Source organism: Paenibacillus apii, from assembly GCF_011043685.1.
In the GTDB taxonomy this organism is placed as follows: Bacteria; Bacillota; Bacilli; order Paenibacillales; family Paenibacillaceae; genus Paenibacillus_AQ; species Paenibacillus_AQ sabinae.
Window position 1 is genome coordinate 118,139 of sequence record NZ_JAAKGU010000013.1, and the last position, 12,896, is coordinate 131,034.

General features: G+C 54.1%; 11 protein-coding genes and 1 riboswitch. Of the genes, 4 read left to right on the top strand and 7 right to left on the bottom strand.

All coding sequences use genetic code 11. From position 1 onward, the window contains the following. Positions 1-4 precede the first annotated feature (4 nt). Positions 5-2,890: a 2-oxoglutarate dehydrogenase E1 component gene (locus G5B47_RS21990; protein ID WP_165102871.1), complete on the bottom strand. Its 2,886-nt coding sequence runs from the start codon at positions 2,888-2,890 to the stop codon at positions 5-7. A gap of 557 nt (positions 2,891-3,447) precedes the next feature. After that, a riboswitch (cyclic di-GMP riboswitch) is annotated at positions 3,448-3,537 on the top strand. Positions 3,538-3,563: 26 nt separating this feature from the next. Here G5B47_RS21990 and G5B47_RS21995 point away from each other — a divergent pair. Then, positions 3,564-3,716: an anti-repressor SinI family protein gene (locus tag G5B47_RS21995; RefSeq protein ID WP_084266401.1), complete on the top strand. Its 153-nt coding sequence runs from the start codon at positions 3,564-3,566 to the stop codon at positions 3,714-3,716. A gap of 136 nt (positions 3,717-3,852) precedes the next feature. Here G5B47_RS21995 and G5B47_RS22000 read toward each other — a convergent pair whose 3' ends face one another. The 4 genes from G5B47_RS22000 to G5B47_RS22015 all read right to left on the bottom strand — a co-directional run bounded on the left by G5B47_RS22000 (position 3,853) and on the right by G5B47_RS22015 (position 7,529). Then, on the bottom strand, positions 3,853-4,197 hold the full coding sequence (locus tag G5B47_RS22000) for a helix-turn-helix domain-containing protein (RefSeq protein ID WP_025332838.1): 345 nt from the start codon (positions 4,195-4,197) through the stop codon (positions 3,853-3,855). A gap of 168 nt (positions 4,198-4,365) precedes the next feature. Then, positions 4,366-5,343 carry an aldo/keto reductase gene (locus G5B47_RS22005; protein ID WP_235957288.1) on the bottom strand — a complete coding sequence of 326 codons (978 nt, stop codon included), beginning with the start codon at positions 5,341-5,343 and terminating at the stop codon, positions 4,366-4,368. A gap of 90 nt (positions 5,344-5,433) precedes the next feature. Then, the gene (locus G5B47_RS22010) at positions 5,434-6,003 is read right to left on the bottom strand and encodes a PadR family transcriptional regulator (protein WP_165102873.1); all 570 of its coding nucleotides are present in this window, start codon (positions 6,001-6,003) and stop codon (positions 5,434-5,436) included. A 5-nt stretch (positions 6,004-6,008) separates the two neighbouring features. Then, complete coding sequence (locus G5B47_RS22015; protein WP_165102875.1) at positions 6,009-7,529, bottom strand: MDR family MFS transporter; 1,521 nt, start codon at positions 7,527-7,529, stop codon at positions 6,009-6,011. 182 nt (positions 7,530-7,711) lie between these two features. On the opposite strand from G5B47_RS22015, the gene G5B47_RS22020 reads away from it, so the two are divergent. Continuing rightward, complete coding sequence (locus G5B47_RS22020; RefSeq protein ID WP_165102878.1) at positions 7,712-9,064, top strand: RNA-guided endonuclease TnpB family protein; 1,353 nt, start codon at positions 7,712-7,714, stop codon at positions 9,062-9,064. 175 nt (positions 9,065-9,239) lie between these two features. Here G5B47_RS22020 and G5B47_RS22025 read toward each other — a convergent pair whose 3' ends face one another. Then, positions 9,240-11,078: a bifunctional diguanylate cyclase/phosphohydrolase gene (locus tag G5B47_RS22025; RefSeq protein ID WP_165102881.1), complete on the bottom strand. Its 1,839-nt coding sequence runs from the start codon at positions 11,076-11,078 to the stop codon at positions 9,240-9,242. A 373-nt stretch (positions 11,079-11,451) separates the two neighbouring features. After that, on the bottom strand, positions 11,452-12,042 hold the full coding sequence (locus G5B47_RS22030; protein ID WP_165102884.1) for a DUF5317 domain-containing protein: 591 nt from the start codon (positions 12,040-12,042) through the stop codon (positions 11,452-11,454). Between the two features lie 204 nt (positions 12,043-12,246). On the opposite strand from G5B47_RS22030, the gene G5B47_RS22035 reads away from it, so the two are divergent. Continuing rightward, entirely contained in the window at positions 12,247-12,597 is a 351-nt protein-coding gene (locus tag G5B47_RS22035; protein ID WP_165102887.1) for a metal-sensitive transcriptional regulator, read from the top strand. A 14-nt stretch (positions 12,598-12,611) separates the two neighbouring features. After that, positions 12,612-12,812, top strand: a complete 201-nt coding sequence (locus G5B47_RS22040; RefSeq protein WP_165102890.1) for a copper ion binding protein — start codon at positions 12,612-12,614, stop codon at positions 12,810-12,812. The last annotated feature ends 84 nt before the right edge of the window (positions 12,813-12,896 follow it).

Below are 12,896 nucleotides of genomic sequence, written 5' to 3' on the forward strand. Positions count from 1 at the left end.
TCTGCTATCGTGACACCGTCCCGGAAGGAGACGGCACAGCCGCTTTTGCTTGCGAGTTCAAATTCAGGGCCTCCGTGACGATTCTGCGCTGCTCGAAGCTGTGGACATCCGCGTATCCGCTCGCCGGACTGGAGCGTTCCGGACGGCCGATATACCGGATGCCGGCATGGGCCGGCGCAATGGCGCGCAGCCGGGGCTCCGCGAAGCTCCAGGCGCCCATATTCTTCGGCTCTTCCTGCACCCAGACAATTTCCTGAAGGGAGCCGAAGGAGGCAAGATGGGCGGCAAGCTCACGCTCGGGGAACGGATACAGCTGTTCCAGACGCAAGATATGCAGCCAGGACCAGTCTCTGCCCTGGGACGCTTCCAGCTCGGCCTCCAGATCGATGGCAATTTTGCCGCTGCAGACCACGAGCCGTTTGACTTCGCCCGGCTTTTGTCCAAGCAGCGGTTCGGGGAACACCGCCTCGAACCGCCCGGACGCCAGCTCCATGCCGGAGGAAGCGCTGCGCGGGTTGCGGATCAGGCTCTTCGGCGTCATAATGACGAGCGGTCTGGCGTCCGCCTTGCCGCACATCGAAGCCTGACGGCGGAGCAGGTGGAAGTATTGCGCCGCGGTGGTCAGGTTGGCAACCGTCCAGTTCTCTTCGGCCGACAGCTGCAAATAGCGCTCGATTCTGCCGCTGGAATGCTCTGGCCCCTGGCCCTCATAGCCGTGGGGCAGCAGAATGGTCAAATTGCTGCGCTGCGTCCATTTGGCCCGTCCGGCGGAGATGAACTGGTCGATAATGACCTGCGCGGCATTGGCGAAGTCGCCGTACTGCGCTTCCCACAGCACGAAGGTCTCCGGCGCGAACACATTGTAGCCGTACTCGTAGCCGAGCACCGAAGCCTCCGACAGCGGGCTGTTATAGACCCCGAAGGATGCGCGGGCGTCCTCAAGCTGGTGAAGCGGGGCGAAGAGCGCTCCGCTGTCGCTGTCGTGAAGCACGAGATGCCGCTGGGAGAAGGTGCCGCGCTGCGCATCCTGGCCGCTCAGCCGGATCGGCGTCCCGTCCTGCAGGATCGTGGCAAAAGCAAGCGTTTCGGCCAGCGCCCAGTCCACCTTCTCCCCATCGTTTAGCAGGTCCTTGCGCCGCTGCAGGATGCGCTGCAGCTTCGGGTACACCTTGAACTGGTCCGGAACGGACAGAAGCTGGCGGTTAATGCTCTGCAGCCGGGTCAGCGGCACGGCGGTTGAGGCCGTCCGGCTTTCCGCGGTCTGAACGGGGACCGACGTCTTGACTTCACCGTTCTTCTGCTTGCCTTCCTTTATCCGCTCGTAGGCCTGCTGGAGCACATGCTCGGTACCGCGGCTCATCGCCGCCACCTCTTCAGGAGTTACGAGCTTCTCGCGTTCCAGCCGCTGCGCATAAATCCTGTAAACGGTAGGGTGGTTCTTCACCTTGCCGTATACGATCGGCTGGGTCATTTCCGGGTCATCCATTTCATTATGGCCGTGTCTGCGGTAGCCGACAAGATCGATGAGAAAATCTTTTTTGAACAGACTGCGGTAAGCGCTGGCCAGACGGACGGCGGCGATGCAGGCTTCCGGGTCGTCGGCGTTGACGTGGACGATCGGAATTTCATAGCCCTTGGCGAGATCGCTCGCGTAGTGCGTGGAGCGGGAATCTTCGCTCTCCGTTGTAAAGCCGATGCGGTTGTTGACGATGATATGAATCGTTCCGCCATTCTGGTACCCCTTAAGCTGGCCGATATTCAGCGTCTCTGCCACAATGCCCTCTCCGGGGAAGGCGGCGTCTCCATGCATCAGGACGGCCATGGCCTTGTTCGTGTCCAGCCCAGGCAGCCCCGGTGCGCTCCGGTCTTCCTGGGCGGCGCGGGTAAAGCCTTCCACCACCGGGTTGACGAACTCCAGATGGCTCGGATTGTTGGCGAGCGTCAGGCGGGCGCGCACGGTTTCGCCTTCATGCACCGCGCGGTCAGCACCCAGATGGTATTTGACATCTCCGGTCCAGCCGTAGTTGATGCCCATGGAGCCTTCAGACGGGAACAGCTCCTTGTTCGGAGAGTGGTGGAACTCGGAGAAAATGATTTCGTAAGGTTTGCCCAAAATATGGGCAAGCACATTCAAACGCCCCCGGTGGGCCATACCCATCAGAATATGCTCCGCACCGTCATGCGCGGCGGCCCGGACGATCTCGTCCAGCATCGGAACCAGCACGTCGGTGCCTTCCAGACTGAAACGCTTCTGGCCGACGAACGTCTTGTGCAGGAAGGTTTCGAAATGCTCGACCTCGATCAGCCGATTCAGCAGAGCTTTGCGCTCGGACGGCGTCAGCGGGGCGGGAGAGGTGGCCGATTCGGCCTGGTTGTTCAGCCAGCGGAGCTCGGATTCGTCGTGGACATGGCCGAATTCATAGGCGATCGTCTTTGTATAAGTCTGGCGCATCCGGTGATAAGCGTCCCAGCCTGTCTGCACATCCGGCGGAGCGTTCTCCCAGATAAGCGAGGCCGGCAGGGCAAGCAAATCCTCGCGCGTCAGTTCGTAAGTCTCGGGGTTCAGCCATTTGGCCATGGAATCCTGAACATGTTCCAGCGGGTCGATATCGGCCGCCAGATGGCCAAAGATGCGAATGTTCGCGATCAGCTTGGAGGCTCTCACCGCTTTCCGGAGCCAGTCAGTGTCGCCAGACAGCGAGGGTCCGGGAGCTTTGGCGGCCTCGGATGTCAGCGGTGGAGGGCCGTAGATGGTGAAAAGTTCGCGGTAGCGGGCTTCGACGGAAGACGGATCTTCAGTGAACTGCTCGTATTTTTCCTGGATGTAGCCCAGATTAGGACCGTAATACTTGCTCCAAACGGATTCGCTATAGGACTCATTGGCTGACATAAAAAACATCCTCCTAACGGATAAACTCCAGGCAGGCGCCGAAGGGCGGTCTGTACAGGAGCTGCAATGATTACGTTTACATTCTATTATAAAAATAACCGATTATAAAGGTATGGCTTCCATCCTATTGTGCTACTTTCAATATAGGTAATCAATTCAACCTTTCGTCCAATCCGTTCGAAAAAAGGCATGAGTAATCACGGCGGTCTTCCCTTGGCCGACCAGCACCTTATAGACCGCATCGGGAGAGGTGATAAACTCTAATTATCGGGCCTATATGACTAGATAAATAATTTTTTACGTTCAAAAAATATGATTAGGGGACTTGAAAAAGGGGTAGTTGTAATTTATAGTCCTTATATACTACAGACTACTAAGAAGATACATAATTGAAAGCGATTGCTATATAGGGATTATCATTTCATCCTGATTTGATCTTCCCTTCCGCGCAAATTATATGGTTTCCATCATTCGACACACTTTCGGCCAAGTCTTTTGTATAATAACCTTTGCAACCTAGTAACAATGATGATCGTAACCAGATCCTTAAACAAGGGTCCAGTAAAAGGTAAACCTGCTGAAAAGCTGGGGCACAAAGTCTCGGGTCTAAGGTGATCTTTAGAAACTACGACGGCCGGACTGCCTGGGGACAAAAATCTTAGGAGGAGATTTTTTGGATAAGTCCAACCAGGGGAAAATCGAAGAACTGCAGACGGTAGAGCTTGATATGGAATGGGTATATTTGCTTCTGAAGGCGAAGAAGCAAGGGATTCATGCGGATGAAATTCGTCGGTTCTTCAATGACAGGACGCTGAAGGCTATGTAGTGGAAAGGGTCTGACAAGATAATCAAATTCATAATGACAGAGGCCATGGCGGCGCGGCGCCATGGCCTCTTTATGTCGGTATAAGAATCTGCAAGCTGCATGTCCGCACCTTCTTATATTGCCCGCGGACAACGCATTATTGATCCTTTTGTTCAAGCCGCCATTTCTGGTAATCCAGAAACTCCTTGAACTCGCGTTTGCTTACACCTGAGGCCATGGCCTCCTGAACCAGCTTGAACCATTCGGAATCGAGCGGTTCCTCCTGCGAATCGGAAAGCTCTCCGTAGAGAAGAACGTGAACGGGTACGTCCAGAGCTTCGGCAATTTTCTCGATGAATTGGATAGAGGGGTTGGATTGGATGTTGCGTTCAACATTGCTTAAGTAGGATTTGGCCACATCGGCCTTGCCCGCCAGCTCGGATAAGGATAATCCCTTCTCCAGGCGGAGCTGCTGAATGTGCTGCCCTATGTTATCTGGCACGACTAGTTACGCCCCCCTCCTTGCTTTTTTGTACTAGTATAGCAAACGTCCGCAGACATGGCAAAACCGGCATTTTCCAGATTTGCCCGAGAAATCCGAAAGGTGCCGGCAATGCAGCTTTATGAGCGGACATATGGCCTTCCCGGCGGCGCTGCGCCGAATGAAGGGTCAGGGCAAGCGTACGCCCCGCGAACTGACATACAGGTCATACCATTCTTTGCGGGTAAGCTCCAGCTTGTCTGCGTCTTTGCAAGCCGCGATGCGCTTCGGGTTTACCGTTCCGATGACAGGCTGAATCGCGGCGGGATGCGTCATCAGCCAGGAGAGGACGACAGCCTCCGGAGTTGTCCCTTTTTCTTCCGCCAGCTTTTGAACCAGGCGAGCGGTGCTGCGGACCGCTTCCGGTTCCTCGTCTCCCAGCGGCCGTCCGCTGTATTTGCCTTGGGCAAGCGGTCCCCAGGCCTGAAGCTGGATATTCTCCAGCCTGCAATGCTCGATCGTCCCTTCGGGCAGGCCGTGGTCCTTCCAGGCTTCCTGGTTCACGCTCACGACCGAATCGATCCAGAAGATTTTCTCCAGGCTCATTTCCAGCTGATTGACGATAATCGGCTCGTCACTGTAAGCCTGAAGCAGCTTGATCTGTCCTGCGCTCATGTTGGAAACGCCGAAGTTCCGGACTTTGCCGGACTCCTTCAGCAGGCGGAGCGCTTCGCCGACCTCTTCCGGGTCCATCAGGGGATCGGGCCGGTGCAGCAGCAAAATATCGAGGTATTCGGCGCCGAGGCGCGACAGAATGCCGTCCACGCTGCTCAGGATATGGCTCTTGGAGAAATCGAACATATTGGAGCTTTCGCCCGGCTCTGCCAGCTTGATGCCGCACTTCGACTGAAGAATGATGCTTTCGCGCAGCTCAGGGCGTTCTTTAAGAACGGCGCCGAATACCTTCTCCGCTTTGCCGCGTGTATAGATATCGGCATGGTCGAACATATTGATGCCGACCGAGAGCGCCGCTTCCACAGCTTCATGTCCTTCCTTGATGTGCTCTTCGGTAACCGGCTCGCGGTCCCAGCCTCCGCCAAGGCCCATGCAGCCCAGGACCAGCCGGCTTGCGGGGATTCCGCGTTTGTTCAGCGGTAACGTTTTCAATACAATCCCTCCGACATGTGATTGATGACAACAAGGCTATTGTACAACTTTAAATGCCCAATTTCTAATCCTGGGCGGGTACCCGGCAAGCTATTGTACGTTCAGATCGAGCGGTTCCCCGACATCACCGAGCCTGTGCGCCCGTACATCGCTGTACAGGCGCTTCAACCATTTCAGTTCGGTCATGCTGTGCTCGTACTTGCCGTACATCAGATGCAGCGCCGCCCGGGAGACGGAAGGAATATGCTCCTCGTAGACCTGATAGGCAAGATTGACCTGGTGCTCGGCCTCCCGGATGCGTTCCTCAAGCAGCTTCGCGATCTTGTCCGGATCGACATGCCGGGAGAAGGCCAGGGCGATATACATCGGGTGAAATATCGCATCGTTTTTGCGGAACTGCTGCAGCAGCAGCTGTTCGAACAGCGATTTGCCCGAACCCGTAATCCTGTATATCGTTTTGTCCGGCCGGTCGATACTGCGGATAATTTCAACTTGCTCGATCTGACCGCTCTTGGCCAATTGATCAACGGCGTAATACAGGGAGCCCATCTGCAGCTTCGTAATCCGGTCCATAGCGCGGTCTCTCATCACCAGCATCATTTCATAGGGATGCATGTCCCGCTCCAGCAGCAGTCCGAGAATGGCCAGCTTCATCGACATGGGGATTACTCCTTGTCGAGGACCGGCTGCGGGGCTTTCTGGCGGTTGAACAGGCGGTCATGCGGCATCAGCAGCACGGCTCCGAGTCCAAGCGCCGCCGGAATAAGCGCCCACAGGAACGTATGCGCGATGGAGGAGGACAGCGCAGCCGAAATTTTCTCCAGCACCGGCGCTGGGATCTTCGCTCTGGCTTCAGGCGTCAGCGCGGACCGCGGATCGCCGAAGGCCGAGGACTGGGCAGCTCCCCCGAACGCACTACTCAGCTTGTCCGTAAACATATTGCGCTGGATGATACCGAAGATCGTAATACCGAGCGTCATGCCGAGCGAGCGCATGAAGGTAATGGCCGACGTGGCCGAGCCGCGCTGACGGACATCGAAATGATGGACCGAGGACATATTGAGCACCGAGAAGGAGAATCCGACGCCGAAACCGGTCAAGGCCATATAGATATTGACCAGAAGGCGGGAAATGTCCGGCGACAGGGTGCCGAGCAGGGCAACGCCGGTGACGAAGCAGACGGCAGACAGCAGCATAATATTGCGGAAGCTCGTTCGGGCCGTGAGCTGTCCGCCAATCTGGGCGCCGGCAACAGAACCGACCATCATCGGCATCAGGATGAGGCCGGAATTGGTCGCGGACCCGCCGAATACGCCCTGCACGAAGATCGGGATGTAGACGGTCGCCACGATGAAGGCCGAACCGTAAAAGAACCCGGCCAGGGCGCTTGTAGCGAACAGCCTTTTTTGAAACATGCTGAAGGTGATGACGGGTTCGGCCGCGCGGCGCTCAATCAGCAGGAAGGCGATCAGCAGAACCGCAAATCCGGAGAACAGGCCGATGATATTGACGGAGCTCCAGGCATATTCCTGACCGCCCAGCTCCAGGGCGAACATGAGGCAGATAACCGATCCGACCAGCGTAAGGGCACCGCCCCAGTCGATCCGCTGTCTGGAGTGGGTGACCGACTCCTTGTAGAACATGGCGATCATAACAAAGGCGATTACGCCAAGGGGAAGATTGATATAGAAGACCCACTGCCAGCCGACGTAGTCGGTAATGTAGGCTCCGAGAAGCGGGCCGAGCACGCTGGAGATGCCGAAGACGGCGCCGAACAGTCCGGTCATCCGGCCGCGCTTCTCCGGCGGGAAGATATCAAAGACGATGGTGAATGCGATCGGCATCACAGCGCCCCCGCCTACGCCTTGAATGGCGCGGTAAATGCTCAGCTGGGTAATGCTGCTTGCCGTACCGCACAGGGCCGAGCCGATCAGAAACAGCACTAGGCCGAGCATGAAAAAGCGTTTGCGGCCGTACATATCGGACAGCTTGCCGAATATGGGGGTGCCCGCCATAACCATGACCATATAGGCGGAGGTTACCCAGACAATCTTGTCCAGGCCGCCAAGTTCGGCGACAATGGTGCCCATGGCCGCGGCGACGATCGTGTTGTCCATGGCGGTCATCAAAATGCCAAGCAGCAGGCCGACCACGACCAGCTTCAAATTGCTTTCTTTCGAATGCATGGGTATAAACTCCTTTTTTGTAAGTTGATGAAATTAATTATATTCAAGTTTGAATAGATTTAGTGTCGCAGTCCTCCACCTCCAAGTCAACAGCGAAGGTGGGGGTTAGATACATTCGCTTTACCAAACATACGTTCCTGTATTATACTAGACTCATCAAACTTGCGATGGAGGCGTATCTCATGAAGGTGGTCAAAACACTTAAACATCCGATTATATCTCACCACCGCATGTTGGATGCGACTCTCCATGTGTATCAAGAGGCGCTGTCCTTTTTGATTACGGTCATTCAAGAGCAGTTTATGGCCTTGGCATCGTTATCCACCCAATCGGTGGTGACGGCGGTAGAACGGTTGACTCACCGTACCAGGCACAATCCGAATCCGTTCTACACCGAATTCGATCAACGCTTTTATAAGTTTCCTTCGTACTTCCGCAGAAGTGCCATTGCCGAAGCGTTTGGCATTGTGAAAAGTCATCATTCCCGGGTTCAGCTTTGGCAAGCCGAGCGGAAACACGCCCAGCAAGAAGGGAAACGCTTTTCGAAAAAACCGCCGACACTCCAAGCTCAGCATCAGGCGTTCCCATGCTTGTACAAAGGCAACATGTTCATACGAACATCTCATACGACAGCCAACATCAAAGTATTTCATCAAGGCGATTGGGTATGGTTCCCCATTACCTTTAAAGGCCAGGACCTATTTAAACGTAACGTGTGGAGCATGAAAGAATGCAGCCCCACATTGGTTCGAAAAGGAAAACGCTATGCTCTTCATATCGCCTATGAAGGTGATGTGAAGTTGACTCAGGCGGAACATTCCAAACAGCGGGTGTGTGCCGTTGATTTAGGATTAACGAATTCCGCAGTTTGTTCCGTGATGGACGCAAGCGGCACTGTCTTGGCGAGGACCTTTATTAACCAAGCCAAAGAAAAAGATCGGATGCGGCAAATCACAGGCAAACTAAAACAAGCCCAGCGTCAATCCGGTCTAGGGGCAAAACCGAATTTCTGGCGGCGGATGAACGGCTTACAGACGCATATCGTCCACGATACCGCGCATCAAATCCTCGCCTTTGCCCAAAAGCACAGCGCAGATGTCATTGTCATGGAGTATTTAGGGAAGATGCGTCTGCCTAAAGGAACATGGGGAGCCAAGCGGCTTCGTGCCAAACTCCAGTTTTGGGCCAAGCGGCGCATCCAAACGAAAGTGACCGAAATGGCGCATTTCCTGGGGATGCGGGTTTCCATGGTTAGCCCTGCGAATACAAGCGCGCTTGCTTTTGACGGCAGTGGATGGGTGCAACGCAACACGAAGCGTGATGTTGCTGTATTCGCAACAGGCAAAACGTATCACGCGGACCTTAATGCCTCGTATAACATCGGCGCACGGTACGTGTTACGCAGTATACACAAAGCCACATCTGAAAAGGTGTGGTTGTCTTTGGAGGCCAAAGACCCTTCATTGGCAAAACGAACGTATTGGACGTTGGCTTCCCTCATTAGGGTGCAACAGGCATTGAGTCTTCAAACATGAAGCTCGCAAGCGTGTGCAACCCTGTATCGATGCCAACAGAAGCCCCCACTTCATGCGTAAGCTAAGTGGGGGAGAGTTCACTAGGAGGGCAATGCTTATTTTCAAAGATTTTCAAGGTTGATCTATCGTTTCACTCGCCGAGCGGGAAACTGCGGTAATGCGCACATCCCGCGCGCTATACCGCAGCCTCCTTGGTGCGAAGATGCCTGGACTCAATGTAACTGATAAAAAACTCCGTAAGCTCCGGATCGAACTGGCTGCCCGCGCAGGCTCTCAGCTCGACAATCGCCTCCTCCACGGATTTGGTCGGCTGGTAGGGCCGCTCCGTCGTCATGGCGTCAAACGAATCGATAATGGTCAGCATCCGGCACAGCTTCGGGATTTCCTCCCCCTTGAAGCCGTGGGGGTAGCCTCTGCCGTCATACCTTTCATGGTGCAGCTCGATGTAGGCGGCGAGGTCTTTGAACTTGTCATTGGTCATCGCCATCTGCTTGCCCCAAGTTACATGCCATTTTACCATTTCCCATTCCTCGGGCGTGAGCTTCTCCTTCTTGTTCAGAATGCCCCAGGGAATTTCCAGCTTGCCGATATCGTGAATCAGGGCGCCCAGCGTAAACTGGCGTTTCGTCAGGCTGTCGAGCTTCAACAGCTCGCTGATGTCCATGGCGTAGCGGAATACCCGCTTGGAATGCTTGAAGGTCTCCATGTCCTTGTACATGAACAGGTTGAGCTGCTGCTCGATATCCCGTACGTCCTGGCTGAAATCGATATCCTGCTCAAGCAGCGATTGGTGGCCGTAAATATGCACCATATTCTTGCCCTGCTTCTTGGCATAGTACAGCGCCTGATCGGCATGTTCGACGAGCTCCGATTTGTCATGAATGTCCGATCGGTAGCCCGCGATGCCCGCCGAGAAGGACAGACAGCCCTGCGGAAAGATCTCCGTGCCGTCGAAGGGGGAGTTGTTCAGCGTTTTGCGCAGGCGGTCGAGAAAATCTTTAGCCTGGTCGGTATCGTAAGAGGGCATCAGAAGCGTGAATTCTTCTCCGCCGTAGCGGGAGACGACCATTTCGGCGCCGCCGCATTCTTTTTTCAGCAACTCCGCCAGAAAAACAATCAGACCGTCGCCCTTGAGATGGCCGAAGTGGTCGTTGTATTTCTTGAAATCGTCGATATCGATCATGGCCAGCGACAGAGAGGAGCCGGTGCTCCGGGATTTGCGCATTTCCTCCTCCAGCACCACCTCGAAGTAGCTGTGGTTGAACAGGCCGGTACGCGGATCGCGGTTCGCCCGTTCTTCAATGTCGCGGTACATCGTAAACATTTGCTTGAAGGAATAGGACAGCAAAATGCTGAGACAAAGAAACAGCGCCAGCCCGAAAATATGATTATGGTACAAAAGAATGGTCAGCACAAGCGACAGCACGAGCGTGCTAAGGTAGGCGATGATCGTATCCTTGAGCATTCCCTTTAACGTCTCGTACAGATTTTCATTATGGAAGACATAATAGTACAGGACGATCAGCAGCGTGTTCATGATAAAATAGATCGCCATGCCGCCGGCATATGCCGCCAGATGGTTGTCCATAAGAGGTCCCCGTACGCCGCCCAGCGCCGCAAAGGTATAGGACGCCGAGGCATTTATGATCGAATAGACGGCAAAGTTGATCAGATGCTTCCACCAGACGGTCTTTCGTTCTATCAGGAAAATCACCGCGGACGCAACCAAAAGGACGGTTAGACTGAACGAGGGTCCGAAGACGAAAATACAGGCCAGATAAACGGAGGAGTCCAGAGATAATCCGTTGCCCTGAGGAGGAAGCTGGAAAGTAAAGATCGTCAGCACCACTGCCGCTCCCGCCAGCGCATATACCCATACCCAGGTTGAAGTAGTGTAATGGATGAAAACGGCCCGATTAAATAAGGCGAACAGGCCGATTCCCGTAAGACAAATGGCAGCTGCATATAGATGACTCAGGTTCAGCTTGGGCGTGGCTGTGTCCTGCTTTGACAATGGTGATCCTCCTCTCGCAAATGTCGTGTTGCTCCACTTATTTTAAAGGATTACATACAAATTTCATAGATTTCCGGCAGGTTAATTCAGCGCATCAGAAACCGGCTTCTTTTCCCGCAAACGGCATTTGTTCCCTGCATATGTATATCGCCTGAAATAGCTCAACTTTTAATAAATATGTTAAAAAAGCAGGCTGAACATCAGCCTGCCCCTCTGCTTGCTTTGAATTAACGACCGCCGCCGATGAGTCTGAAGCCGGAAGTCAAAGCCATAACCACGGAAGCAACGATAACCGTATTGATAATGATGCGCGAATAGAACACGCCGTCCAGTTTCTTTTTCACAATTACTCACCCCTTTCGGTAATGGATCGTCAAGACTGCTTGGCTTCCATCTCCTGCTTTATTTGCCGTTTGTCCGGAACCAGAATGTACTGAAGGTAGAGGAAAATCCCCGCGTTCATCACAATATCGCCGATGCTGATCACCTGGGTGCGCGGATAAGGCTTGGACAGCGGAATAATGTCCCCCAGAAACGACAGCCGTGTCGCCGAATCCATCAGATAATGCTTCGTGGCGACGGTTCCCGACTCCAGCAAATGCACGTAATAGGGGTCCAGAACCTTGGCCGCATCCAGCGATACAGGCATCTTGCCGCCGTTGACGGCCATGACGAGAAAGTTCAGAAAGACGCCGGCGAAAATAAACAGGAAGCCCGGAGTGCTCCGGTTCAACCACAGGAGATAAAGCCCGGCTGCGTATACAGCGATAAAAATAATTCCGCTGACCGAAGCAAAGGCAGACGACCGATCATTCAGTTCAAACACGGCGAACTGCAGCAGCAGCAGGAGAGGGAACCAGAGTCCGCCCCTGATGCGAAGGTTGCCGAATTGCGTCAGACCATAACGGAAGCCGCCGCGAAGCAGACCCGCCACCAGACCGAGCACAATGCCATCGTAGACCATGTTGTTAGCTCCTAAATCTATGTATTTAGAACTATGGAAAGCCTTGATAAGAGGGAATATTCGCCCCTAATTATGGAAATCCTCCTGCGTATAACAAAATTTTCCGAAGAAATGTGACAAAAAATAGCGGTAAGGAAAAATATGTTTATTTCACTTGACATACCCTATGGGGGTATATTAAAGTATGGGTGAGGAGGTTGATGCATGACGGCACATGAAAAACGAGAGGAGACGCTTGACCAAGAGTCCTGCGGCGGCGACTGCCATTCTTCCGAAGTACGTAAAAGTCATCATACTCAGGAATTCAAGAACGGGCTCACGGCCCGGCTTAACCGCATAGAAGGGCAAATTCGGGGCATCAAAGGCATGATCGACCGTGACACCTACTGCGACGATGTTCTCACCCAGCTTGCGGCGGTCCAGTCGGCGCTAGGCAGCGTCGGAAAGCTGCTCCTCGAGGGCCATATGAAAAGCTGTATTGTCGAGCGAATCGAAGCCGGCGAACACGAGGTTATTGACGAACTGCTGATTACGGTCGGCAGATTAATGAAATAAGGAGAGGATTAATCATGGCAAACGTTGTATTAAATGTGGAGGGAATGTCCTGCGGGCATTGCGTCAGCTCGGTAGAGAAGGCAGTGGGCAATTTGGGAGCGTCGGCCAAAGCGGATTTGGCATCCAAGACGGTTGCGGTCGATTATGACGACAGGAAGCTTAGTGTGGATGCCATCAAGGAAGCGATTGAGGACCAAGGCTACGACGTGGTTTAATAACAGGTAAGACAGCCGAAAGGAAAGGCGTGGAACGGCAGAGGAAGAAAGTTCCCCGAGCCAATCCAGGCCTTCTCTTTTTTA

Excerpts from the sequence above, each read along its gene's own strand:
- G5B47_RS22015 (WP_165102875.1), bottom strand. The coding sequence starts at position 7,529 with ATGCATTCGAAAGAAAGCAATTTGAAGCTGGTCGTGGTCGGCCTGCTG.
- G5B47_RS22020 (WP_165102878.1), top strand. The coding sequence starts at position 7,712 with ATGAAGGTGGTCAAAACACTTAAACATCCGATTATATCTCACCACCGC.
- G5B47_RS22030 (WP_165102884.1), bottom strand. The coding sequence starts at position 12,042 with ATGGTCTACGATGGCATTGTGCTCGGTCTGGTGGCGGGTCTGCTTCGC.
- G5B47_RS22040 (WP_165102890.1), top strand. The coding sequence starts at position 12,612 with ATGGCAAACGTTGTATTAAATGTGGAGGGAATGTCCTGCGGGCATTGC.
- G5B47_RS22035 (WP_165102887.1), top strand. The coding sequence starts at position 12,247 with ATGACGGCACATGAAAAACGAGAGGAGACGCTTGACCAAGAGTCCTGC.
- G5B47_RS22010 (WP_165102873.1), bottom strand. The coding sequence starts at position 6,003 with ATGTCGATGAAGCTGGCCATTCTCGGACTGCTGCTGGAGCGGGACATG.
- G5B47_RS21990 (WP_165102871.1), bottom strand. The coding sequence starts at position 2,890 with ATGTCAGCCAATGAGTCCTATAGCGAATCCGTTTGGAGCAAGTATTAC.